This window comes from Nitrosomonas sp. Is24, assembly GCF_033063335.1.
Classification (GTDB): domain Bacteria; phylum Pseudomonadota; class Gammaproteobacteria; order Burkholderiales; family Nitrosomonadaceae; genus Nitrosomonas.
Map to the genome: position 1 here is coordinate 2,107,671 of NZ_JAWJZG010000001.1, position 24,052 is coordinate 2,131,722.

Sequence of the window (24,052 nt, forward strand, 5' to 3'; positions counted from 1 at the left end):
GATCCAACCGCTAGCTTTCTCAGGGCTTTACTGGTTCTTCCGGTGACTCATCGCGCCCGGATGCAATCTGTTGTATGGATCCTTCCAGCAACCCGATCCACTCCTGTTTCTCATGATCCAACCGTTTCTCACGCTGCAACCGGTACAAAATTTTCAGCGCATCCGTCAGCAATTCCTTTTGCCGCTCGGCCTGAATCTGCGCCAGCTTAAAATAGCTCACCACCAAATCGGTCTGCCATTCCACCACATCCGGATCCAGTTCCGCCAGTTCTTTCGCAATGGCAAGTCCATCCTGATACACCCTCAGCGCAGCGGCGTTGTCTCCACTTTTCAGATGCATGTCACCAACTCGCTCATAGCAGACCGACAGGTCGCGCTGCCACTGCGTGTGCTTCGGGTCGAGTTCTGCCAGTTTCTTGCGGATCGCCAGCGATTCCTGATACGCATATAGTGCTGCTTCGTTGTCACCGGTTTTCAGATGCATGTCGCCGACCCGGTCATAACTCACAGACAGGTCGCGCTGCCACTCCGTGTGCTTCGGGTCGTGTTCCGCCAGCCTCTTCGCAATGACAAGCCCGTCCTGATACGCTTTTAGCGCCGCCGCATTGTCGACACTCTTCAGATGTATGTCGCCGATTTTGATGTGACCTACAAACAGACCGCGTTGCAGATTAAGATTACTCGGTTCGGTTCCAGTCAACTGCTCAAACAATAATTGGCTTTGTATGTATTGCTGAAATGCTTTCCGGCTATCACCCAGCGCGAGCAAGATATCCGCTTCATCCCTTAAGGCAACCGCAAACCACCTAGGGTCTTTTTCCGGATCGAGCTGTTTCTGCAGATTTTGCGCGGCTTCTAACGCCAACGTATTGTTGCCCAGTTTTCCCGCAATGCTGCGGATATTGCGCCAGGCTTGGGGGTAATCACGCCGGAATACGACGGCTTCTTGATAGAGTGCCAATGCTTTGGGCATATTGAAGGCGTTCTCCCAGCGCTCTGCAGCCGTATAGGCTTCCTGCGCGAGTTCGGTTGTTTTTTCCCGTTTCAGATTTTGATAATAATGCTCCCGGATTTGTGCCGCTTGTTCCAATTCACCGACCTGCAACGCCTGTTGTTCGGCCTCTAATAAAGAATTACCCGGATATTTTTCCAGATCGATGGCGTTTTGGCTCAGTGCATTTCGATATTTCTTCTCCCATTCCGCTACATCTTTTTTGTATCGATCAAGCAGGTCGCTGAGATTACGGTTATTACATTTTTGCTCCAAGAGTTGTTCGTGTAGCTGCTGTAATAAAGATTGCGTTGCGGTTTCCGGCAGATTTGTATACGACGCGAGTTGCACGGCTTCCTGCGCAATATTTACATTCAACGCCAATCCGCCGGGAACCTCCGGTGGAAGGTAAATGATGTTTCCAACAGGCGGTGCCGGTGTTGCGTGTTGATCCGTCAACAACCGGTACAGCGCGGTGTAATCCTGCGGTAGTTGGTAGGTGGTAAAACCTTTCAGCGGCAACGGCACGTCGTCCAAACTGCCTTGCGCGGGAATGACCGGGATGAATTTGATGTTGCGATAATAGTGGTCGTACAGCGTTTGCGAAATCACCACGCCTTCAAAATTCACGCCGCGTCCGCCGTCCGGATCATTTCCGCGATAGCGCTGCAAGTACAGCGGCGTGCAGACGATCAACACGAAATCTGCTTGTTCGATCTGGTTTTCCATCCAGCGTTGCCAGCCTTCCGGCGGGAAACCGTTGACGTATTGATCGATCTGGCAATCCAAGCCATCCCGGCGCAAATCGTTGGCCAGATTGTGCACGAATGCACGGTGCGTATCCGAGTCGTGGCTGTAACTGATAAAAACGCGGGCAGTTGGATTCATGGATAGCGGGTATCACGGATTCGATGAGCGGCAAGCATAAGTAAAACCGGCGGCAAAGTCTACAGAGTGCCCAACGGACGCGAGAAATCTCCAAAGCATGTTGCAGTAAATCTCCCGCTGAACGGAAAACCCCGTTTGTTCCCGCTTTAGGCTGCCGTCACCCTACCGTATATTCCAGCTTCATTTACCCGAACAAGCAGTTGCATTCATCGATCATCGCGGAGGAATCAATGGAAAGTTATTTTCTTGGCCGGCAACCCATTCTGGATCGTAATCAGAACTTAGTCGCGTACGAATTGCTGTTCCGTCAGGAGCAGACTCAGGAGACTGCGAAAGTCACCGACGACTTATCCGCATCGGCGAACGTGATCGTCAACGCGTACGGCCGTTTCGGTATCCAGAATGTGCTCGGGCAGCAGCGCGGCTTCATCAACGCCGACCTCGACTTGATCATGAGCGATATCATCAGCTTGCTCCCGAGCAAACATGTGGTGCTGGAAGTCCGGGTGCCGGAATGCATCACGGCGGAATTCTTGCAGCAGTGCAATGAATTGAAGCAAAGGGGATATCAATTCGCGTTGGACAACATCGTCGCCATCGACAGCAAAATCGAGCAACTGCTACCGATCGTCAGCGTGGTGAAAGTCGACGTGCTGGCACTGCAAACGGACGAACTGGAGAAACTGGTCACCACATTGAAACGCTGGCCGGTTCTGCTGTTGGCGCTGAAAGTGGAAAGCCGGGAACAGGAAATACGCTGTAAACAACTGGGATTCCAGATGTTTCAGGGTTACTACTTCGCCAAACCCGAGGTGATGTCGGTCAAACGCACCGATCCGGGCAAGCTGTCGCTGCTCAGGCTGCTGACTTTGGTGACGGATGATCACGATCACGAGGAAATCGAGCGGGAATTCAAACGCCAGCCGGGCTTGAGTTACAACCTGATGCGCATGGTCAATTCGGTTGCCGGTGATCTGCCGCGCAAGATCAACTCGATCAAGCACGCGATTACCTTGATGGGACGCGAGCAATTGCTGAAATGGATACAACTGCTGCTGTACACCTCCAGCCAGCCGGAAGACGGCGCGCCGGATATACGCATGCAAATGGCGGTGGAACGCGGCAAGCTGATGGAATTGATCGCCACCGCCGAGCGGCCGCACGATAAGAATCACCACGAGCGGGCTTTTATTGTCGGCATTTTGTCGCTACTGGATGAATTACTCGGCATCGACATGCAGCAGATTGTCAACAAGCTCGGTATTTCCGACGATATGTGCCAGGCTTTGATGAAACGGGAAGGACGCTTGGGACAGGCACTCAAATTGCTGGAAGCCGATGAGCAGGACGATCATGCCGCGATTCAATCCATCTTGGCCGGTCTCGGTTTTTTGAGCCGGGATGAATTCACCGCTATTAAAATACAAGCAACCGGCTGGGCCGATCAAACCGGCGGCATCGCCAATTAGAAAAGGATAGGATTTACGCTTAAGGCAACCGCTCAAACGCTGATACCGCCAATCCGAGCTCGTCATCCGTGGCCCTTTTGATGCGGTCGATGTTGATCCGGGTTGGAAAACCATAGCTGGGATGATAAGCCACCGCGATTTGATCCGCCTTGCCGTTCAAGCTCGCTTGCAGTTCCGAGAACAGCCGGTCGATTGTCGCGTAGCGGGCAAAAAAATCATAATGGGCATCTGCCGCCGTAATCGTCTTGCCGGTGTTATCCGTCATCGCGGCAATTTGGCCATTCAGCACTTCAATCTGTAGCGGCATGCGGTTTCTGAAGGTACAAAAACAAATCATATTCAGCTCGAAGCGGTAGTGCGTGATATTCGCTTCTTGCCATTTCTTCTGGTGACGCTCGAAATCGCTGCGCATGGGCGACACGCAAGCCATCAGCAGCAAAATTGATAGGAGCAGAAGCGTTTTTTTCATGTGGCGCGAAATTCCCTAATCATCCATTTTCCCGGATGCTCCAGCGGGTGTTTCTATCTGAATTTCCGGCTCGATCACCGGTGTGGCGGAAAATTTGATCGGCAGCTCGCTGTAGTTCGCCGGTGTAACGAACACTTCCATATAAACCGGTGTAGCGAGAAATCCGGCATAAAAAGTATTGGCATAGCCGCCGGATGCCGTGGCAAAACCGAATCCATGCGGGGTGATCTGACCTTGCGTATCAATACGAATCAGATTATCCAGCGTAAACGGTTCGTTTCCCGGAATCGATTTCCCGGTGGGATGCAAACCGGTAATACGTTCACCATTGCGGTGTCCGGCAATACTAAGAATTGGATAAAAACCTTGCGCATCGGCAGTCTCTCCGGTCGTGAGCGTTCCTCGGGCAACAACGCTGCCGCTTGTATAACGCCAATTCCATATTTTCTCGGCGCTGGCACTGTGTGCAAATACCAGCAGTAGCGTGACAACAGCACCGGATAAAATATGATGCGTTAATCTACTCATCCTGACTCACCGTACGATAGATTTTTTCCATGACTTCATTATTGTAGTCCTGAACCACGCTTTGCGAATTAAACAAATCCTTCAGCTCAACCACCGTGATCGCACTGATCAACAGCAATCCGAAACCGGCAAGTCCGGTGAAGAGCATGACTGTTCCGGTAATGAATATGCATAGATTGATCGTGCCGCGCAGCGGTTTACCCAGATAGAAATGATGCAGACCGGCGACAAAAAGATAATTCAGCACCGCGTACGTATCGGGATCTTTCAGTTCTTGTTCGGCTTGTTTGAAAAATTGCAGCCGTTTGTTATCCGGCAATGCCCGCACGCGCTGTCTGATGCGCTCCTCGTCTTCCCGGATGGCTTCCTGGCTTTTCATGTGCGTGGCAACGCTCAACGCGCCAGCGTGATGATGACCGCTTCGCGTTTCCAGAACAATAAAAACCGCTTCTGCTCGACAAACTGGAACACCAGCGTCCAGCCATCCGCCGCTTCCCTGTTGAGTGTCATTTCCAGCCGCTTGATCGGAATACCCGACGCGCCCAGGAAAATCGTTCCCAGTCCGCCTTCCGTCACGTATAACACTTTGTATTCTTTGTAAGCCATTGCTTTTCCCCTTTGATTTCACCGGAATATGGGATTGTTTAAATCAGCGGCCTAGTGTACTGCAACCGGGAAATCCGGTGTTGTGACGCAATAAAATCAGAAACGGATTATGCCACCACAACCCGCCTGCGGTACGCGATCAGCGTCACCATGAAAACACAGATCACCAGCATGACAGCCGGAAACAACAGCGTGGTCACGGAAAAATTCTCCAGCGCCAGCATCACCAGTACATTACGCAACGTGAACAATGCAAAGAATTGTAGTGATTCCGAATAGGGGAATTGATAGGCTTTTCTGACCGTGGGCCCGAATCCGATCACGTCGATCGCTGTCAGCAGCACCACCGCCCACACCGGATCGGATGTCCAAAACCACAGCGGCAACGAAGACAACGCTGCGATAAAAAATACCCAGTCGGCTCGAGTGACCGTCACATCGGCGCGCTTCAGGTAGGCCAGATAGGCAATACCGATGGTAATTCCGGCTGAAACACCGATCGGCCATGTACCCGCGCCGCCCTTGTCCTGCAATTGCGCCACAAAAATCAGCAACGTCGTCGCACCCCAGATCACCCAGGAAAAAATATGCGGTTTGATCGAGCCCCGGAAAATTTCCCGGATGTATGGAATGAACGCGGCCAAAGTGACTGCAATAGCGATCAAGCTGAGAGTTTCTTTGTAGAACATTTTCTTTTTGCGGTGCGCTGTGAAAAACAGAATCGTGTAAGAGCGCATTGCACTGGATTGGTTCAGTCTGGAACAAAATATTCATGATGCACCTGATACATCAGGCAAAAAAAGAATACCAGCCATTTTGGGTTACCCGATCAGGGTGTTTTCGTGGTTACAACGCTGGTGTTTCTGTTGGGATGGTTCCGGTTTTTGTTGGCTTGAAATGTATCTGATGTGATGGGTGAATCTTGGATGGACACCACCGGACTTGTCCGGCGGCATCCCATTGAATATTAGACTGCTTGATCTTTACGGCGCACCATAAATCCCAACAGACCCAGACCTGCTAATAACATGCCATAGGTTGCGGGTTCAGGTACGGGGCTCACCGTGCCGCCAATAAAGAAAGTGCCCGTACTATTGTAAGCTGCATCGATTGCAGCCACGGCTGCCGCATTCAGCGTGATGGATACGATGCTGCCGTTACTTGATGAATCCACTGAAATCGAACCATAAGAACTACCGGATGCCAGATCATTGAAGATTCCAAGTCCGGTATCGCTGAGAGGATTACCGGAAACATCGAACAGGGTATACAGCAGTGCAGCCGATTGGCTCAAGAAGCCGCCATCCGCGCCACCGTTCTCTCCAACGGCTGGTTGATACAAATTCAACACAGCACTGGTGGTTCCAATAGCGCGATGCACGTCGAATGCGAAGTAGTTATTCGCAAACGTATCGCTTCCACCGCACGAGTCGGATGAGCCGCAGGTACCCGCAATATAGTTTCCTGTCGCGCCACCAAAATTGTTGGTACCAAATTCGTCAACCCAGCCGCGATTGGTCGCCGTATACGTTGTGCTGCCGTTCAGCACCAGTTGCGCGCTGCCAACGTTGTGAGTCCAAGCAAAAGTGTGGTCACTTAAACCAGCCGATGCAACCGATGGCAGTACCGCCAATCCTAGAATGCATGCCACTGTGCTAACTAATTTATTATTTTTGATCATTTTCTTTCCTTTCAAGACTAAAATTATTTTTAACCTATTTCGCACAGGGATAGTAGTTTGCTGTAAATATTAAAACCATAGGGCAGCACTACTTTTTTTATAGTCGAGTTGTACCATTTATGGGGTATCCAATCGATCCATATCCGCTGAAAATCTCCTTAGAAATGGGTGCAAACACTGGCCGGTGTCAGCTGAACAACGAGCATGGGTACCCCTTCGACTCTGTGTGTAACAACAGCAGATTGCATGATTTTTTTGAGAATGGAGCACTTGGAATCGCCAGATACGGCACAGCATCCTTGCTCCCAGTGATCACATCAAAAACGCCCGATGTAAAGCACGACAATAAGTCCCAACGCCAAGATAGCCACTGCGACATTCACCAGCATGCCCCAGCGGGTTCCGTATCCCTCGGGAAATTCCGCTGGATTCAGAGTTTTCAGGAATACCGCATACTGACGGGATGAATAAATGGCAGATACCGCGCCGAGGAGGACAAAAGCAAATCCCAGCCAGAATGTCAGCGCCATACCGGAGGCATGCACGTGATCCGGCGCAAGGACATTCATTAGAAGGCCGGTGCGTTCGACCAAGAAACCGAAAGCAATCAGAGCAAGACTGGTACGGTTCCAGGCCAGCAGCGTCCGCTCCGCCGCAAAGAGTACCCGGGGATCTTTGAGTTCCGACATGCTTTCTCCTTAGCGTGACACTGAATTGGTTAACAAAATTGCACTATGGAACAACAGCCTTTCTCGCTGATTCGACGGGTTTCTACTCCCAAATCACCATCTTGAAGCGTTCCTTGACGATACCGAAGTAATTGCACTTCCAATCGCTTTGCGCAAAAAAATCCAGGTGATGCCATTGGTCTTTCTGTTTCAGGATACTGGCAGCGGCATCGTCCCAATCCGTGACGGCCAATTTAACTTCCAGCTGCTGTTTACGTTCGGCCACTTCCGCGTAATCAAAACCGTCATATTCCCAATGCAACACTTCAAACACATTACCCGCACGGTCGGCGTAATCCATGCTGAAATCCAGCCCCCACTTGGGACGCATGCGGATAATCTTGTAAATCAGCGGATTGGTTTGTGCCCAACGTTCGAGTTGCTGCAGTGCTTCGCCGCGATACCCTTTGCGTTCGAATAACAAACTGTGGTTAAGCACTGCGCCTTCCACCCGTTCCGGCTGTGTGAACCAAGGCGTCTTGATCGCGTGCCGGTGTTCCCGGTGCGCATGGGCAGATGTCAGATTAGCCTCGGCATAGCGTTGTTCCAGACCGGTCAAGTCGTACCCGTTTTGATCGAACAGGGCCAGTTCATGGGCTGCCGGTGCATTCAAACTTTCCAGCGGCCGGTCCCAGAAACCTTTGGAATTGAATTGATTGTTGGTTAAATCTAAGTAACTCATGGGGTTAAATAAAATTATTCCTGATTGGAAAGCTAAAAAACAGATTATGGTTGGATGCGCGGTTTTCCATACAATTCCCGCAGCTCATTCTTGGCTTTTTCCAGCACCTCGCGCTGCTGCGCGGACAAATGCTTCCCCGCCCGGTTGATGTAAAAATTCAACATCGACATCGCCGACGCAAACGGCTCCGCCTTGCGCCGCTGGCTATTATCGGCCGACTGCTTCAACGACAACGCGATTTTGCGCGGATCATCCCACGAAAAAACACCGGACTCAAGATCCAAGGCGTTGCTGGTTTCGGTGGCGTGCTGCAACCAATGATGCGGGTTGTCTTGAGACATAGCGGGTAAAATTAAATCCGTCACCTGATTGATTGGAATTGCATCATGAAATATAGCGCTCGATATCCATAGCGTCATGAAATACACCTAAAATATCGATAACTTGCGATGGCCGCAGCAGTTATGCAATCCGGTAATGGCCATAATACAGAATTCTGATTTCCCCTTCCGGCTCAACGCGATATTTCTGACCGATTTCGGGGTAGAGCCGCAAAATCTGAGTTTTCTCAAAAATTCCGCCAATCACTTTTGCAGCAGCTTCCGGATTGTCTTGCGCAATATAATCGTGAATATCGTGTAATCAGCGTGCCGCTTCTTGCGTCCAGATTATTTCTGCCATGTGCGAATTTGGCGTTCCATCTCGCTATTGGATAAAACTCGTCCTTGCCTTGAATCATCCAGTCCACGCGCGACCATTCTTTCAAATACCAATTCACGCATGATTTCCTCATACGTAGCATCTTCCGGCTGCGATTGAATAATTCCGGTCATTCTCTCTTTCACACTCGGCATGTCAGCCTCCTTTTTGAGAGCCTTACAATGTTACAAGATCCAGAAGTCTGGCGCTTTCTTGCAAATCCATTTCCGAATCAAACAGTACTACCCCCAGCAACGAACCATCCAGCCGTTGTTGCAACGTGGCGATATTTTCCGCTACAGCCAGCATCTGCGGATCAATGCAGTTGGCCACCCACCCTGCCAAAGTCAAACCGGCTATCTTGATTGCTTGCGCCGCCAGTAAAGCGTGATTCAAACAACCCAGACGCATACCAACCACTAAGATCACTGGCAGATTCAGTGCTCGTGCTAAATCCGCGCCAGTCTGATGCTGATTAACCGGCACCAGAAATCCACCAACGCCTTCGACGACAACCCTATCCGCTTGGGCGCTGAGTGTTTGGTAAGCTTGTTGAATCACCGCCAGGTCGATTTCCCTGCCTGCTTGTTGCGCAGCAAGGTGCGGCGAAATGGGCGGGTCGAATGCGTACGGGTTGATTTGCTGACGCGTTACATTCACGTTGCTAGCAGCGAGCAGTTGCTCGACATCGTGCCATTTTCCATTTTCGACGCCTGCGGCGATCGGTTTCATGCCGATGACTTTGTGACCTTGCGCGGCCAACGCACGCAACAACGCGCAACTGACGGTGGTTTTGCCGATGCCGGTATCGGTGCCGGTGACGAAATAGCCTTGCCCCATATTAAGGCGGCAATCCCAATTGCCGACGCGTTTCCGGTGTCAGGATCGAACGCGGGTCGAACGGCTTCCAGGCATGGCCGTACACCACTTCAAACGTGGCCGGTAACTTACCGTCGCGGCGCAGCGTTTCGTATTCGCCGATGACTTGCTGCCACTTATTTTTTCCCATCAATCCCTGCCGCCGTCCCTGGATGACGTTGTGCGCACCGATGGCTTTGAGGTCGCGCATCACGCTGATCACATCGTCGTACGTCAAGGTGATGTATTCCATGTCCATCACCGGCGTGGAGAAGCGGTTGTTGACCAGCAGATCGCCGATGTCGTGCATGTCGGCAAAGCGGTTGACGTGGTTATAGCCGTCGATCTTCGCAAACGCCTGGCGCAGTTCCTTCAAGGTATCCGGACCGAAGGTACTGAACATCAGCAATCCATCGGCGCGCAGAATGCGGTGCATTTCGGCAAAGGTGCGATCCAGGTCGTTGCACCATTGCAGCGCAAGGTTCGACCAGATCAGTCCGACGCTTTCGTTTTTGAACGGCAGTTGCTCGATATCGCCGCACACGTAATCGCTGCGCTGCTGCAACGGCAGCAAACGTTGCCACCAGGCGGTGTTGGGGCGCGCGTGCGTGAGCATCGCCCAGGCAATATCGACCGCAATCAATTGGCTGTTGGGATATCGTTTGACCAGTTGCTGGCTGCCGTAACCGGTACCGCTGCCCGCGTCGAGAACCACATCGGGCTTATATTTGATGTATTCCAAGCGCGCCAGCATGCGGTTGCTGATTTCGCGTTGCAGCACCGCCGCTTGGTCGTAACTGGCCGAGGCGCGTTCAAACGCGGCACGCAGTTGTTTCTTGTCAAGAATTTGTCCGGAATGCATTGAGATGAGCCACAAATTGTTCGGGGTAAGATAAAAACGGCGCGTGGCCGCAGTGCGCAAACATCACCTGCTGCGATTGCGGCAATTGCCGGTGCATCCAATCGGCCGCTGCCGGGTGGGTAATCACATCGTTTTCACCATGCACGATTAAAACCGGTTGTTTGATGGTTACGATGCGTTCGCGTAAATCGCTGTGCTGCAAAATCCGCAAGCCTTTTTCCAATGCATCGGGATCGGGCTCGCCACGCTGGAAAAAACTTTTACGCAATTGCGATAGAATCTTGCTGGCATCGCGATCGCCGCTCATTTGCAATGTCAGAAAGCGATTGATCGTGGTGGCGTAATTGAGTTTCAAGTTTTCCAGAAACAATTGCAGCAATTTGCGCTCCATGCCCCATTCCCAGTCGTCTCGTTTGGCAAAACACGGCGTGGTGGCAATCAGCGCCAGCTTATCGACCCGCTGCGGCTCGCGCACCGCCAATTCCATCGCCACTTGCCCGCCCAGCGACCAGCCGCCGAGCATACAGCGTTCCGGTAACATTCCGGCAACCATGCCGACCAAATGATCCAACGTCCCGGGCTCGCTCGCGGGACTCAAACCATGTCCGGGCAAATCGACCATATGTACACGAAACCGTTGTGCCAATTCATCGCGAACGCTGCCCCAAATGCCGCTGTGCATCGCCCAGCCGTGCAGCAACACGAGATCAGGACCCTGCCCCAGGGTTTCGATATGCAATGGCGTCATGACGGCGCCAAATCGTGCAAAGCCCGGACAAGGCGCTGAATATCGTCCGGCTGATGTGTGGCGGATAAGGAAATGCGCAGGCGGGCCGTACCCTGTGGCACTGTCGGCGGACGAATGGCCGGAACCAGTATGCCTTGTTCGCGCAATCCTTGGCTGATGCGCACAGCTTCAACGCTATCACCGATCAGCAAAGGTTGAATCGGTGTCACGGAAGGCAGTAGTTTCCAAGGTGATGACTGCAAACCCTGTTTCAATTGCGCAATGTTACGCCGCAACGCCTCGCGCCGCCATTCATCCTGTCCGATCAAACGCACACTGGTCAACAATGCGTGCGCCAGCAACGGCGGTGTGGCGGTGGTGTAGATATAACTGCGCGCCGACTGAACCAGGGTTTCGATCACTTCCGGCTGCGCCGCGACAAATGCGCCGAATACACCGGCCGCTTTACCGAGTGTCGCCATATAGACGAGACTCGGCGAATGGGGATGCGCACTTCCCGGCAAAAATAAGCTGCCGCGCCCCTGCTCGCCCAATACGCCAAAACCATGCGCATCGTCCAATAACAGCCACGCATGGTAGCGTTCGCACAATTCGATCAATCGCCGGATTGGCGCGATATCACCTTCCATGCTGAACACTGCGTCGGAAATGACCAGCTTGCGCCGCGCTTGGACTGTGGCCAGACGTTGTTCCAACGCGGCCAGATCACAATGCGGATAGCGGATGAATTGTGCGCGCGACAGTAAAGCCGCGTCGTTCAGCGAAGCATGATTCAGTTTGTCGGCGAAAACCGCATCTTCGCGCCCGGCTAACGCCGTGACCATGCCGATATTGGCCATATAGCCGGTGGAAAACAACAACGCACGCGGGAATCCGGTAAATGTCGCCAGCGCTGTTTCGAGATCATGATGCGCGGCGCTATGACCATTGATCAAGTGCGAGGCACCCGCGCCAACGCCGTATAGGCGGGCGCCGTCACAAGCCGACGCGATCAGTTCCGGGTGGTTGGCAAGTCCCAGGTAATCGTTGCTGCTGAACGCCAGATAATCGCACCCATCAATCGTGATATGGCTTGCTTGCGAGGAATCGGCGATTTGCCGGGTGCGCCGCAGACCTTTTTGTTCACGTATGCGCAGTTGCTCAGCCAGATCTGCAAACATCTACGACAGCGCGTGCAGCCCCAGCTTATCCAATAACATGCGGTCGCGATCGGTTTCGGGATTGCCGGTCGTCAACAATTTGTCGCCGTAGAAAATGGAATTGGCACCGGCCAGGAAGCACAGCGCTTGAATCGCGTCGGACATCTCCTGCCGTCCCGCGGACAACCGCACCATCGCTTTCGGCATGGTGATCCGCGCCGCGGCGATGGTGCGCACGAATTCGAGCGGATCGAGCGCTTCCGTACCGTACAGCGGCGTACCCTTGACTTGCACCAGATGATTGATCGGCACCGATTCGGGATACGGATTCAGATTGGCCAATTGCGCGATCAATCCAGCGCGCGAACGGCGCGTCTCGCCCATGCCGACAATGCCGCCGCAACACACGTTGATGCCCGCTTCACGCACTTCCTGCAAGGTATGCAAACGATCCTCATACTGCCGCGTGGTGATGATTTCTTCATAAAATTCCGGCGCGGTATCGAGGTTGTGGTTGTAATAATCCAAACCGGCTTCACCGAGTTGCTGCGCCTGCCCCGGTTTCAATAAACCCAGCGTGGCACAGGTTTCCATGCCCAGCGATTTGACTGCGCGCACCATCTCGGTCATTTTCTCGATATCGCGCTGTTTCGGGCCACGCCAGGCAGCTCCCATACAGAAGCGCGACGCGCCTTTGGCTTTGGCAGCAGATGCGGCAGAGACCACTTCGTCCAGCGACAACATGTCCTGATTTTCAACGCCGGTGTGATAACGTGCCGCTTGCGGACAATAACCGCAATCTTCCGGACAGCCGCCGGTTTTTACGGAAATCAGTGTCGATAATTGCACGCCATTGGCGTCGTGATATTGCCGGTGCACGCTTTGCGCGCGATAGATCAGATCGTTGAACGGCGCATTCAGCAATGATTCAATATCCGCTACGCTCCAGTGCGCCGAGTCTTGCGATTTTCCGGTCATCCCGCCCAGATCGTTTTGTGTTTCGTTGCTTGTCAGTGAATCCAAGTTCATATCAATTTACCTATTGTGCTGTTTAAATGCTGCAGCGATCGCGCCCATTGCCGATAGCCTTAGAAACCCAGTATTGTATTCATGCGGGTTATTTTACCACCGCCGATTTTTTAACAATGAATTAAATGCGATGCCGATCTGGATCCGGAAAAATTGTCTGCTATGCGGCATTGCCAGCGCTCAGGATTTCTGCGCAGCGTGTTACCGCGATTTACCGCAGTTGCCCGATCACCATTGTCCTGTTTGCCTACGGCCGGTACCGGCGGGGGAAATCTGCGGCGCTTGCTTGAAAAAGCCGCCCGCATTCACGCGCACGATTGCAGCGCTGCGCTATACTTTTCCTGCCGATGCACTGATCCATGCATTAAAATATCAAACCAATCTGGCGATCGCACCGGTTCTTGCTCATCTATTCATTGCCCGGCTGGAAACGGTAGAAACGCTGCCTGATGTCATCGTGCCGATGCCGTTGCACCCGATCCGGCTACGCGAGCGTGGCTTTAATCAAGCGATGGAAATTGCCCGTTACATCGCCAAGCAAACCAGCATTACCCTGCTGCCAGATGGTTGCAGCCGCATCAAACATACGCTGCCGCAAGCCGGGTTGCCGTGGAAGGAGCGGCCCAAAAATATCCGTAAGGCCTTTAGCTGTACAATGGATTTATCCGGCAAGCATGTGGCGGTGGTTGACGATGTCATGACAACCGGCGCGACACTCAACGAACTGGCCAAAGTATTGCAGCGGCAGGGTGCTACTGAAATCAGCAATTGGGTGATTGCCAGAGCCTTGCCGGAAATAAAGCAAACTGGTCCTTTTACTTCATTCTAATCAACACACTTTGATAGCCGTATGTTTCATATCGTTTTGCATCAACCTGAAATCCCACCCAATACGGGTAATATCATCCGCCTGTGCGCCAATACCGGCACACAACTGCATTTGGTCAAGCCGCTCGGTTTCCCGCTGCAGGATAAGCAATTGATTCGTGCCGGTCTGGATTACCATGAATTTGCTTCGATTAAAGTCCATGAAGACTGGACCGAGTGCAATCAGCATTTGCAAGGAAAACGCCTGTTTGCGATCACTACGAAGGGAAAACAGCGACACGACACAATAGCGTATACCGCCGGGGATGTTTTTCTGTTTGGTTCGGAAAGCTGCGGCTTGCCGGCTCACATCATGGAAACTTTTCCGGAGCAACAACGCATCCGGGTGCCTATGGTGGCCACCAGCCGCAGTTTGAATCTATCCAATGCTGTCGCCATTGTGGTTTATGAAGCATGGCGGCAAATTGGATTTCCGTCGGGACAATAACCGGCAATTACTGAAGATTGAGATTTTCGCTCAAGATGCGCGGCGTTACAAAAATCAGCAATTCACGTTTATTATCGACTTTAGTGGTATTACGGAAAACGTAGCCCAGTACCGGGATATCGCCCAGCATCGGCACTTTGTTCACCACTTCGTTTTCAGTGCGATCAAAAATACCGCCAATCACCACCGTTCCACCGTTTTCTACCAGAACCTTGGTCGTGACCTGCTTGGTATTGATCGGCGGCGGCAGAAACTGGTTGATCGCAGTACCGATCTTGTCCTGATTGACATTGAGTTCCATGTCGATCTGGCCATTATAGGTAATCAGCGGTTTCACTTTTAACCGCAGCGTAGCGTCCATGAAACGGATACTGGTGGCACCGCTGCTGGTCGCCTGTTGATACGGCACCCGGTCCCCTTGTTCGATAATTGCTTCCACACCGTGCGCGGTCACAACGCGTGGACTCGCAATAACCCGTCCTTTCTGATCAGTTTCCAGCGCGGACAGTTCCAAATTAATGAGGCGGTTATTGTTAATCTTTAACAAACTCAATCCTAGAGCTGCAGGTCCACCTAGCAATCCGGTCGCAGCTGCCGCGGGCAAATTTACATTCAGATTGCCCCCCCCTCCCGCTGAACCGCCGCCAGCTAAAGCACTCGAATCGTTCAAATTGCCCGAGATCCCAAGCCCCTGACTTCCCAGATTGGTTGAATTCTGAATCCCGAAACGGGCTCCCAGATTACGGCTAAATAAGTCTGTTGCTTCCACAATACGGGCTTCGATCATGACTTGTCTTTCAAAAATATCCAGTTTCTGAATACGTTTCTTAATTTCATCCAATCTAGCCGGAATATCGGTAACGGTAATCGTATTGCTGATTTCATCCACATTGATCGTGCCGCGTTTGCTGAGCATGCTTTCAAACGACATGGAATTAACCCTGCGGTGATTCAAGCGGAAAATCTCCGAACGCAGCGGTTCCATATCGGCGATTTGCATCTTCGCTTCCACATCAAGCAATTCCCTGTCCGCCATTTCCTTTCGCGGTGCGACAAAAATGACGTTGCCGGTCTTACGTTTATCCAGACCTTGCGCCTGCAACACGATGTCGAGCGCATGATCCCACGGAACATCTTTCAACCGCAGCGTGAGATTGCCCGCAACGGAATCGCTGGCAATGATATTCAGATTGGTAAAATCAGCAATGACTTGCAGAACCGCGCGCACTTCCACGTCCTGAAAATTAAGCGACAGTCTTTCCCCGGTATATCCGCCGTTGGCCCGCTGCTTCTTTGCAATTTCTTCTTCATCTTCGCTCAATGCGCGGATTTCCAGAACAAACCGGGTACCGGATTGCCGCGCCGAATGTTCCCAGCGCCCGCCGGATTTCACATGCATCCGGACGTTATTACCTTTCTTCGATGCTTCGATGGTTTGCACGGGAGTGGCAAAATCGACCACGTCGTAGCGTTTTTTCAAGCTACCGGGCAGCAATGTATCGACAAACTCGACGAATACATCATCGCCTTGGGTTTGCACATCAACACTCGCACCCGGCTTTGTCATATCCACTTCAATCCGGCCTTCCCCCTTTGTGCCACGGCGGAAATCGATATCTTGCAAACTGTTCATATGCTGATTGGGCATTTCTTCCGCAAACCGGATGACGGTGGCGGTTGCCGGGTTCTCTGGTACGCTCACGAGCCGGACAAAAAGAATGTTTTCCTGTGCACGGATGTCGTGCCGCATGAGCCTTGCCAGATTCATCACCAGCCGGGTGCGATCCCCAACTTGCACAATATTGACGCTGCGTAAGTCACCCTCGGCAGCTTCTTGCACATTTCTGCCCAAACCATTGGCGACCTGATGAAAATCGAAATAAATGCGATGCGGGTTATCTAATGCAACTCCCGCCGGGAGAACGGAAAGCGGTTGATCTAAGGCAAGTTTGACGATGACCTCGCCATTCAGAAAAGTGGAAATATCGATGGAACGGATACTATTGGGCGGTGTTTCCGCAGTTATCGTTTGTTGCGCAAAAATTGCCGTCGCAAAACAAATCAACAGTGCTGCTAATACGATGTTGAGACCATATCTTTTCATCATTATTGGTAGCTTTAGGGTTGTTTTATTTCTAATTTTTCAGCATGAGTGTACTCGTTTTCTCAGTCCATTCATTCGCTCCATCCTGCACAATCTCCAATAGTTTAACTTCTGATTCCGAAATATGGTTAATTTTTCCGAAATTTTGCCCTAAATAATTACCGGCTTTCACGCGGTACAGTGTGCCATCCGGGGATTTAATCAGGGCGAAAATCATATCATGTTGCTGCAATGTTCCAACCATCAATAAATTTTCCAGCGGAAAGGATTCCAAAACCTCCTTGCGCCTGGTTAAATCAGGCTGAATTCCACTGGCAACTGCCTGCACTTGACCATTTTTACGGGGTACGAAGGGGCTGGGAATGTCGAAAGCTTGATAAGTAAAATATTGATGCGGTTTAATTTCGGGAAGCGGATCGACCTGACCTTTCAAGCCTTCGCCAGAGCTTTGAATAAAAGCTTCCAGATCGCTATAGTCATTTTGACTGCAAGCAGTCATCGTCACCAAAGCTATTGCAAGTAATACTAACAGGCATAGGTTTCTTATCATCATTCATTTACCCTTAGCTTGCTTGGCTATTTCATCTTCATCCAAATAACGGTAGGTCTTTGCAATCGCATCCAATACCAATTTTCCATCGGTACCTGGAGCAATTGTGATGTCATTGAGCGTGACAATTCGCGGCAATCGCGCGATATCGCTAGCAAAAGCGCCAATATCATGATAACCGCCTGTGACTCGGATCGAAACCGGCAGTTCGGCATAAAATGCATTGATCGTTTCTTTCTCGGCCGGTTTAAATAGTTCAAATTGCAATCCGCGGCCCAAGCCTGCCTGATTGATATCGACCAGCAACGCTTCCATTTCGGATTTATCCGGCAGTTGCTTCAACATGGCACTCAGCGATTGCTCTATTTCTTCCAGCTGCGCGCGTAATGCCGGTAAGTTAACCGCGCTTCTTTTTTTAAGAAGATAAGTATTTTTTAATGTTTCTTCCTCAGCTTGGATTTTCTCCAACGTTTCGGTCTGATCTTGCCACACCAGGAAATGACCGGCTATCACGATGACAACGAATAAAATGACCAGAGCAGCTATTTTAAATGCTACCGGCCAGCTCCCTGCTTGATTGATATCAAGCTGACGCAATTCAATAAGCAAATCATTCATACCTTAGCCTTACAATTTTCCAGCGGGATTGGCTGGTGAATTCTGCACATCGTCAATCGATGTCCTTCTGAGCTTGATTCTCATATTGAATTCGTTCTGACGGATGTTATTAACTGTTATCGCCTTAATTTCTACCAGTAGTGGGGATTCCAGCCAGGGCGATGATTCAAGATTACGCATCAGCATGGACACCCAGGCATTGGATTGCGCATATCCGATAAGCGTAATAATCTGATCGTTCTGCTTCACACTTTGCAGATACACGCCATCGGGAAGCAGTCTTACCAGTTGATCCAGCAAGTGCACCACTTCAGAGCGGCTGTTCTGCAAGGTTTCCACCACCAGTTTGCGCGACAGCAGCTCCTGAGTTTGCGTTTTGATATTTCTGATTTCAGCAATTTCTGTATCCAGTACAGCGATCCGGCTCTGCAAATACTGATTACGGGCATTTTGATTTTCTATTTCGTCGTCGATCATCGCATAAACACTCCAGACAGCCGCAATCCCCAGAAAACCGGCCACACCGGCCAGAATCGCGATTTGTTGTTGCTGTGCTTTGCGCTTCAGTTCACGGTGAGGCAGCAGATTGATGCGGATCATGATGGATCAAAGCTCCGCAAAGCCAGACCGCAGGCGATCAAAAGAGAAGGTGCATCTTGGTTTAGTTGCCGCGAAATGATTCGGCTTGATAATTCCATATTTGCAAAAGGATTCACAACAATCGTACTGACCTGCGTCCGTGCGGCAATGATGGCATCCAATCCGGGTATGACAGCGCATCCTCCCGCTATAAAAATATAATTTACTTCAGTATATTGCGTTGAAGTGTAAAAGAACTGAATGGCGCGCATCACTTCAATCGCCAGGGTCTCGCAAAACGGTTGCAAGACTTCCGCTTGGTAATTTCCCGGCAGACTCCCGCCGCGCTTGGCAGCCTCCGATTCTTCCAGTGACAGATTAAATTGATTGTGAATTTCCTGTGTCAGTTGATCGCCGCCGAAGTGCTGGTCGCGCGTATAGAGTGATTCATCATTCAATAGCACATTGACCTTCATGACAGTCGCGCCAATATCAACCAGCGCAATCACTTGATCTTTTCCGCCGCCCGGTAATTGACGCAACGTTAATTCAAATGCTGCCTGTGCCGCATAAGGTTCAACATCCACGATCACTGTCTTCATACCGGCTGCAAGCGCGGCAGCCACACGATCCTCTACTTTTTCCTTACGCGAAGCCGCAATCAGGACTTCGACTTCTTCCGGGTTATCCGGAACGGATCGGGTTACTTGAAAATCCAGATCCACTTCATCCAGCGGAAAAGGAATGTATTGACTGGCTTCATTCTCTACTTGAAAAACCAGGTCTTCCTCGCGTTGCCCGGCTGGCACTACAATTTTCTTGGTAATCACATCCGTCGCGGGCAGTGCGAGCGCCACATTCTTTTGCCGCGTTCCCATCCGCTTCCAGCCGCGCCGCAGGCTTTCGGTCACTGCCTCCATATTGGCAATTCCACCGTCCTGCATGGCGTCAGCCGGCAAGGATTCTATGACATAGCGTTCGATGCGGTAAGCTTGATTGTCTCTGCCAATCATCGATAACTCAACCATCTTCACGGATGAGGAACTGATGTCCACTCCGATCAATGGTGGCGACTTCAGCTTTAAGAAGTCTAAATTGATAGCAAAATTTCCCTTGAACATTGGCCTGTTAGAAGCGATACTCGCGCATTATAAATTACCCTGTTAAAGCTGAATATAGGTAAACTACTACCCATTATCAAGATAAATCCAAGTTTATTCAGCAAATTAAAAAGCCGGTGTTGATTCTGACAGAATTCGAAAAATCCTATTCAAAGAAAAACAGTAGATATACCCCCTATAATTTTGTATTTTAACCGTTTCATCATTTAATTATTCATGTTTGCTCGCTGGTTGTACTATCTTTTTGTCACATTATCCGCATTAGGTTTGATCGGCGTGCTACTGGCAGGTTTTGCCGGACTGGTCATTTACTCCAATCTGCCATCACTGGATACACTGACGGACTACCGCCCGAAAATACCTTTACGCATATACAGTGAAGAAGGTCAGATGATCGGTGAGTTTGGCGCGGAACGGAGAAACGTCGTCAGTATCTCTGAAGTGCCGGAGCATCTGAAACAGGCCATTCTTGCGGCGGAAGATGATCGCTTTTACGAACATGGCGGGGTCGATTATTTGGGTGTATTGCGTGCGGCTTATTCCAATTTCTCCGCGGGCAGTGTCCGCCAAGGCGCCAGTACGATCACCATGCAAGTCGCCCGGAATTTTTTTCTGACCAGGGAAAAGACACTAACCCGGAAACTCAGCGAAGCGCTACTGGCATTTAAGATTGAACACAGCCTCAGCAAAGACAAAATCCTAGAATTGTATGTGAATCAAATTTACCTCGGGCATCGCAGTTATGGTTTTGCAGCGGCGGCACATACCTACTTCGGTAAGTCATTACAAGAGATCAATATCGTAGAAGCCGCCATGCTGGCCGGATTGCCCAAGGCGCCTTCCAGTTATAACCCGATCAGTAATCCTAAGCGGGCTAAAAGCCGGCAATTGTACGTATTGGGCCGGCTCCATAAACTCAATTACATTTCCAGTAACGAATTGAGTGAATTGGAAAAGCAGCCTGTTCCCATCAAGAAGCAATCGACTGCTTTTGCAATGCGTGCCGAGTATGTGGCAGAAATGGTTCGCCAGGTCATCTATGATCGATATCAGGAAGAAACCTACGATAAAGGGATCAAAGTTTATACCACTCTGCGGCAGCTGGATCAGGAAGCCGCTTACCAGGCGCTCCGTAAAAATGTGATCGAATACGACAGACGCCGAGGTTATCGCGGCCCCGAAGCTTATATCGATCTGATGAAATATGGCGGCAATCAAGAAAAAACACTGGACGATGCGCTGGATGAAATCAACGATAGCGATGATATTTATGCAGCCGTTGTAATAGCGGCTAAACCCAATGCCGTTCAGGCTTATAAGAAGGGTGGAGAAGTCATTGAAATCACCGGCGATGGACTAAAATTCGCACAGAAATTTTTGGCGGAGAAAAAAGATCCCGGTAAAAAATACATTACCCCCGGTGCATTAATCCGTGTGCAAAAAAATCAGAAGAATGTCTGGCATATCGTTCAATTACCGGAAGTAGAAGCAGCGCTTGTTTCTATCGACCCCAATGATGGTGCTATCCGCGCATTGATCGGCGGATTTGATTTCTATAAAAATCAATTCAATCATGTCACACAGGCATGGCGGCAGCCGGGCTCCAGTTTTAAACCTTTCATTTATTCGGCCGCATTGGAGAAAGGTTTCACGCCAGCCACCATTATCAACGATGCCCCGCTCTCGTTCAGCGCAGCCCAGACTGGCAGTCAGCTATGGGAACCGAAAAATTTCGATGGAAAATTTGAAGGGCCGATGCGCATGCGCACCGCGTTAACCAAATCAAAGAATCTTGTGTCGATCCGGATCTTGCAGGCGATCGGCATACAGTACGCACAAGATTACATTACGCGATTCGGTTTCGATGCCAGCCGTCATCCGCCCTACTTACCGATGGCACTCGGTTCGGGTTCCGTCACACCGATGCAAATGGCCGCCGGATATGCAGTTTTTGCCAATGGCGGTTTTCGCATTGCACCTTATTTCATCAAGAAAATCGAAGATGAGAAAGGCAACACCATCGAACAATTCCAACCTGTCTCGGTCACCAATGGCGCAAAACGTGTGATCGATCCGCGTAATGCCTTTCTCATGACCAGCATGATGCAAGATGTTGTGAGTCAGGGTACGGCAGTCAAAGCCAAACAACTGGGACGCACCGATCTCGCGGGAAAAACTGGTACGACCAGTAATTTTATCGACGCTTGGTTTTGCGGTTTTCAAAAAGACCTGGTAACCATTGCCTGGACTGGATATGACGAGCCTAAATCGATGGGAAACAATGAAACCGGCGGGCGCGTCGCATTACCGATTTGGATGGATTACATGGGGCCTGTGTTGAAAGGCGTCGCCATGGCAGAATACAAACCGCCCAATGGCGTCGTTGCCGCGAGAATTAATTCAGCCACCGGATTCAGGGAATCCGGCGGAGATATGACCGAGTATTTCCTTAGTGAACAGCTCCCGCCGCTGAATGAAAATCCGGTTGAATATACACCGAAAGTTACCCGGGATTTACAAGATCAGCTGTTCTAACTTTATACTCTATTATTTTATCGCTTATTGTCTCTTCTTGAGCCAACTTGCGGCTTCTATGGCGTAATACGTTAATATTCCGTCCGCACCGGCACGTTTGAATGAAAGCAATGATTCCAGCACACAGGCCTCTTCATCTAACCATCCGTTAATCGCGGCAGCTTTAAGCATCGCATACTCGCCGCTCACCTGGTATACAAAAGTGGGCGCACCGAATTGATCCTTCACACGACGCACGATATCAAGATAAGGCATACCAGGCTTAATCATCACCATATCCGCCCCCTCGTTCAAATCCAACCCAACTTCCCATAAAGCTTCATCCGAGTTTGCCGGATCCATCTGATAGGTGTATTTATTCCCCGCGCCGAGATTCGCTGCTGACCCAACCGCGTCGCGAAATGGTCCATAAAAACTCGATGCATACTTCGCGGAATACGCCAATATGCGGGTATGAATAAACTGCTGACTATCCAAACTATTCCGGATCGCCGCGATGCGCCCATCCATCATGTCGGAAGGCGCGACAACATCAGCACCTGCTTGTGCATGCACCAGCGCTTGCTGGCGCAGAACATCCACGGTTTCATCGTTCATGACGTAACCGTGCTGATCAATAAGACCGTCTTGACCATGACTGGTATACGGGTCAAGCGCAATATCCGTAATGATCCCTAGCTCGGGAAAATTCTGCTTCAGTTGCTGCACTACCCTAGGCACCAATCCATCGGGATTGTAAGCTTCACTCGCAGTCAGATTCTTAAATTCAGCGTCAATCACCGGAAAAATAGCCAATGCGGGAATGCCAAGCCGTAAACAGTTTTCCGCTTGTGCCATTAAAAGATCCAAACTTTGCCTGACAATCCCAGGCATTGATTTCACATCTTCGCTGCGATTCTTCCCATCCAAAACAAATACCGGATAAATCAAATCATCAGCGAGGAGATGATTTTCTTGCATGAGACGGCGGGAAAATTCATCACGACGCATGCGTCGCATTCTTTTTTGCGGAAATTGGCTATAAAAAGACATAAATAAAAATTAGGAAAAATAATACGATAAAAAATAATTCTATTAATTTGAGGAACTAATCGAGTCGATAAGGTCTCTTAGCAAAGGACATTTTGATCGTCCCCCTGTCTTTCCTCCCTGAGACAGGGCCTTAGTGTGATATTAAGGCGATTCCCCCCGGTTTTACTCCCCTTTAGCCGGGGGCTTTTTTTACAGTTTGAATCGCTCAGCACTAAATTCTAATCAGCATTTAGCCAAGAATTAATGACGGAAGTAGCATCCTTGATCCCGCTACGAGTTAAGCTAGAAAATAACTGCACGCTACAGCCCGGGTAGGACTCATGTAAATATTGCTTAGCATGCTGTAATGTCATATTTGCTTGTTGTTTACTCAATTTATCGGCTTTCGTCAATAAGATATGGACTGTCTTTCCTGTCGGTATAAACCAATCCAGCATCTGAATATCCAGCGCTTTGAATGGATGCCGAATATCCATAATCAATACTAAGCCTTTAAGTGACTCGCGCGTCTGTAAATATCGACTTAGTAACTCCTCCCAATGCTTGCGGATGTTATCCGGAACTTTCGCATATCCATATCCGGGTAAATCAACGAGAAACTGATTCTCATCCAGTCGAAAAAAATTAATATGCTGAGTGCGCCCTGGTGTTTTACTTACAAAAGCCAGTCGGTTCTTGTTGGCCAAAGTATTTATAGCACTTGATTTACCAGCATTAGATCTTCCAGCAAAGGCAATCTCAACTCCAGTATGCTGTGGTAATGCATGCATATCATTGATGGAGGTATAAAAGGTCGCTTTCTGGAATAAGTGCATGATATT

28 protein-coding genes are annotated in these 24,052 nt (G+C 50.4%); 4 read left to right on the forward strand and 24 right to left on the reverse strand.

What is annotated here, in order from left to right; all coding sequences use genetic code 11:
- Window positions 1-19: 19 nt before the first annotated feature.
- Window positions 20-1,879, reverse strand: a complete 1,860-nt coding sequence (locus tag R2103_RS09725) for an SEFIR domain-containing protein (RefSeq protein ID WP_317531223.1) — start codon at window positions 1,877-1,879, stop codon at window positions 20-22.
- 230 nt (window positions 1,880-2,109) lie between these two features.
- Here R2103_RS09725 and R2103_RS09730 point away from each other — a divergent pair, with 230 nt between their 5' ends.
- The gene (locus R2103_RS09730) at window positions 2,110-3,348 is read left to right on the forward strand and encodes an EAL and HDOD domain-containing protein (RefSeq protein ID WP_317531224.1); all 1,239 of its coding nucleotides are present in this window, start codon (window positions 2,110-2,112) and stop codon (window positions 3,346-3,348) included.
- A 19-nt stretch (window positions 3,349-3,367) separates the two neighbouring features.
- Here the strand turns inward: R2103_RS09730 and R2103_RS09735 are convergent, their stop codons facing one another.
- From R2103_RS09735 to bioB, 16 genes are all read right to left on the reverse strand, one after another.
- The gene (locus tag R2103_RS09735) at window positions 3,368-3,817 is read right to left on the reverse strand and encodes a DUF6174 domain-containing protein (protein ID WP_317531225.1); all 450 of its coding nucleotides are present in this window, start codon (window positions 3,815-3,817) and stop codon (window positions 3,368-3,370) included.
- A 15-nt stretch (window positions 3,818-3,832) separates the two neighbouring features.
- A complete protein-coding gene (locus tag R2103_RS09740; protein ID WP_317531226.1) occupies window positions 3,833-4,345 on the reverse strand; it encodes a hypothetical protein in 513 nt (170 codons plus the stop codon).
- On the reverse strand, window positions 4,338-4,742 hold the full coding sequence (locus R2103_RS09745; protein WP_317531227.1) for a TM2 domain-containing protein: 405 nt from the start codon (window positions 4,740-4,742) through the stop codon (window positions 4,338-4,340). Before R2103_RS09745 ends, R2103_RS09740 begins: the two co-directional genes overlap by 8 nt.
- Window positions 4,739-4,951 (reverse strand): DUF4177 domain-containing protein, encoded by a 213-nt coding sequence (locus R2103_RS09750; RefSeq protein ID WP_090319510.1) that lies wholly within the window; start codon window positions 4,949-4,951, stop codon window positions 4,739-4,741. The genes R2103_RS09745 and R2103_RS09750 overlap by 4 nt, the downstream gene beginning before the upstream one ends.
- A 107-nt stretch (window positions 4,952-5,058) precedes the next feature.
- Window positions 5,059-5,640, reverse strand: a complete 582-nt coding sequence (locus R2103_RS09755; RefSeq protein WP_317531228.1) for a hypothetical protein — start codon at window positions 5,638-5,640, stop codon at window positions 5,059-5,061.
- Between the two features lie 278 nt (window positions 5,641-5,918).
- Window positions 5,919-6,632 carry a PEP-CTERM sorting domain-containing protein gene (locus tag R2103_RS09760; RefSeq protein WP_317531229.1) on the reverse strand — a complete coding sequence of 238 codons (714 nt, stop codon included), beginning with the start codon at window positions 6,630-6,632 and terminating at the stop codon, window positions 5,919-5,921.
- A 317-nt stretch (window positions 6,633-6,949) separates the two neighbouring features.
- Window positions 6,950-7,321: a DUF202 domain-containing protein gene (locus R2103_RS09765; RefSeq protein WP_317531230.1), complete on the reverse strand. Its 372-nt coding sequence runs from the start codon at window positions 7,319-7,321 to the stop codon at window positions 6,950-6,952.
- Between the two features lie 82 nt (window positions 7,322-7,403).
- Window positions 7,404-8,042, reverse strand: coding sequence for a hypothetical protein (locus R2103_RS09770; RefSeq protein WP_317531231.1), 639 nt, complete (start codon window positions 8,040-8,042; stop codon window positions 7,404-7,406).
- A gap of 44 nt (window positions 8,043-8,086) precedes the next feature.
- Window positions 8,087-8,461: a DUF3175 domain-containing protein gene (locus tag R2103_RS09775; protein ID WP_317531232.1), complete on the reverse strand. Its 375-nt coding sequence runs from the start codon at window positions 8,459-8,461 to the stop codon at window positions 8,087-8,089.
- 43 nt (window positions 8,462-8,504) lie between these two features.
- Entirely contained in the window at window positions 8,505-8,675 is a 171-nt protein-coding gene (locus R2103_RS14390) for a type II toxin-antitoxin system RelE/ParE family toxin (protein ID WP_411172645.1), read from the reverse strand.
- Between the two features lie 35 nt (window positions 8,676-8,710).
- Complete coding sequence (locus R2103_RS09780; protein WP_317531233.1) at window positions 8,711-8,896, reverse strand: hypothetical protein; 186 nt, start codon at window positions 8,894-8,896, stop codon at window positions 8,711-8,713.
- Window positions 8,897-8,918: 22 nt separating this feature from the next.
- Complete coding sequence (bioD, locus tag R2103_RS09785) at window positions 8,919-9,581, reverse strand: dethiobiotin synthase (protein ID WP_317531234.1); 663 nt, start codon at window positions 9,579-9,581, stop codon at window positions 8,919-8,921.
- 1 nt (window position 9,582) lies between these two features.
- Window positions 9,583-10,461 carry a malonyl-ACP O-methyltransferase BioC gene (bioC, locus tag R2103_RS09790; protein ID WP_317531235.1) on the reverse strand — a complete coding sequence of 293 codons (879 nt, stop codon included), beginning with the start codon at window positions 10,459-10,461 and terminating at the stop codon, window positions 9,583-9,585.
- Window positions 10,439-11,209, reverse strand: coding sequence for a pimeloyl-ACP methyl ester esterase BioH (gene bioH / locus R2103_RS09795; RefSeq protein WP_317531236.1), 771 nt, complete (start codon window positions 11,207-11,209; stop codon window positions 10,439-10,441). Before bioH ends, bioC begins: the two co-directional genes overlap by 23 nt.
- Window positions 11,206-12,369 carry an 8-amino-7-oxononanoate synthase gene (bioF, locus tag R2103_RS09800; protein ID WP_317531237.1) on the reverse strand — a complete coding sequence of 388 codons (1,164 nt, stop codon included), beginning with the start codon at window positions 12,367-12,369 and terminating at the stop codon, window positions 11,206-11,208. Before bioF ends, bioH begins: the two co-directional genes overlap by 4 nt.
- A complete protein-coding gene (bioB, locus tag R2103_RS09805; RefSeq protein ID WP_317532084.1) occupies window positions 12,370-13,326 on the reverse strand; it encodes a biotin synthase BioB in 957 nt (318 codons plus the stop codon).
- Window positions 13,327-13,507: 181 nt separating this feature from the next.
- Here bioB and R2103_RS09810 point away from each other — a divergent pair, with 181 nt between their 5' ends.
- Both R2103_RS09810 and trmL read left to right on the forward strand, forming a co-directional pair.
- On the forward strand, window positions 13,508-14,206 hold the full coding sequence (locus tag R2103_RS09810; RefSeq protein WP_317531238.1) for a ComF family protein: 699 nt from the start codon (window positions 13,508-13,510) through the stop codon (window positions 14,204-14,206).
- A gap of 21 nt (window positions 14,207-14,227) precedes the next feature.
- On the forward strand, window positions 14,228-14,692 hold the full coding sequence (gene trmL / locus R2103_RS09815) for a tRNA (uridine(34)/cytosine(34)/5-carboxymethylaminomethyluridine(34)-2'-O)-methyltransferase TrmL (RefSeq protein WP_317531239.1): 465 nt from the start codon (window positions 14,228-14,230) through the stop codon (window positions 14,690-14,692).
- A gap of 7 nt (window positions 14,693-14,699) precedes the next feature.
- Here trmL and R2103_RS09820 read toward each other — a convergent pair whose 3' ends face one another.
- Genes R2103_RS09820 through R2103_RS09840 form a run of 5 tightly spaced genes read right to left on the reverse strand, consistent with a single transcriptional unit; the run spans window position 14,700 to window position 19,664 of the window.
- Complete coding sequence (locus R2103_RS09820; protein ID WP_317531240.1) at window positions 14,700-16,799, reverse strand: type IV pilus secretin PilQ family protein; 2,100 nt, start codon at window positions 16,797-16,799, stop codon at window positions 14,700-14,702.
- 28 nt (window positions 16,800-16,827) lie between these two features.
- Window positions 16,828-17,349 (reverse strand): pilus assembly protein PilP, encoded by a 522-nt coding sequence (locus R2103_RS09825; protein ID WP_317531241.1) that lies wholly within the window; start codon window positions 17,347-17,349, stop codon window positions 16,828-16,830.
- Complete coding sequence (locus R2103_RS09830; protein ID WP_317531242.1) at window positions 17,350-17,964, reverse strand: type 4a pilus biogenesis protein PilO; 615 nt, start codon at window positions 17,962-17,964, stop codon at window positions 17,350-17,352. It abuts the gene before it with no gap.
- Between the two features lie 9 nt (window positions 17,965-17,973).
- On the reverse strand, window positions 17,974-18,564 hold the full coding sequence (locus R2103_RS09835; protein WP_317531243.1) for a PilN domain-containing protein: 591 nt from the start codon (window positions 18,562-18,564) through the stop codon (window positions 17,974-17,976).
- Complete coding sequence (locus R2103_RS09840; RefSeq protein ID WP_317531244.1) at window positions 18,561-19,664, reverse strand: pilus assembly protein PilM; 1,104 nt, start codon at window positions 19,662-19,664, stop codon at window positions 18,561-18,563. The genes R2103_RS09835 and R2103_RS09840 overlap by 4 nt, the downstream gene beginning before the upstream one ends.
- A gap of 216 nt (window positions 19,665-19,880) precedes the next feature.
- On the opposite strand from R2103_RS09840, the gene R2103_RS09845 reads away from it, so the two are divergent.
- Window positions 19,881-22,199 carry a penicillin-binding protein 1A gene (locus R2103_RS09845; RefSeq protein WP_317531245.1) on the forward strand — a complete coding sequence of 773 codons (2,319 nt, stop codon included), beginning with the start codon at window positions 19,881-19,883 and terminating at the stop codon, window positions 22,197-22,199.
- Window positions 22,200-22,223: 24 nt separating this feature from the next.
- Here the strand turns inward: R2103_RS09845 and hemB are convergent, their stop codons facing one another.
- Window positions 22,224-23,231 (reverse strand): porphobilinogen synthase, encoded by a 1,008-nt coding sequence (gene hemB, locus R2103_RS09850; protein WP_317531246.1) that lies wholly within the window; start codon window positions 23,229-23,231, stop codon window positions 22,224-22,226.
- A gap of 218 nt (window positions 23,232-23,449) precedes the next feature.
- A complete protein-coding gene (gene yihA / locus R2103_RS09855) occupies window positions 23,450-24,046 on the reverse strand; it encodes a ribosome biogenesis GTP-binding protein YihA/YsxC (RefSeq protein WP_317531247.1) in 597 nt (198 codons plus the stop codon).
- Between the last annotated feature and the right edge of the window lie 6 nt (window positions 24,047-24,052).